This window comes from Burkholderia sp. SIMBA_062 (assembly GCF_046534765.1).
GTDB lineage: Bacteria > Pseudomonadota > Gammaproteobacteria > Burkholderiales > Burkholderiaceae > Burkholderia > Burkholderia ambifaria.
Window position 1 is genome coordinate 1 of record NZ_JAWRYD010000341.1, and the last position, 263, is coordinate 263.

Annotated in this window: 1 rRNA gene; it reads right to left on the minus strand. The window is 55.1% G+C overall.

Annotated elements, in window-relative coordinates:
• A 23S ribosomal RNA gene (locus tag SB786_RS36605) occupies positions 1–263 on the minus strand; the annotation flags it as partial.

A 263-nucleotide genomic window follows, 5' to 3' on the forward strand; every position in this document is an offset into this window, starting at 1 on the left:
CTCATCTCGCCCACCTGTGTCGGTTTGCGGTACGGTCATCGTTAGACTGAATCTTAGAGGCTTTTCTTGGAACCACTTCCAATTGCTTCGCACCCGAGGGAGCTCGCGCCACACCCTGGAATTACGCACCCGGATTTGCCTAAGTGCCTTCTCCAATGCAGCGACCGGGGCTTCCAACACCCGGACAACCATCCACGATCCGTCCCCCCATCGCATCTATCATTAGTGCAGGAATATTGACCTGCTTCCCATCAGCTACGCAT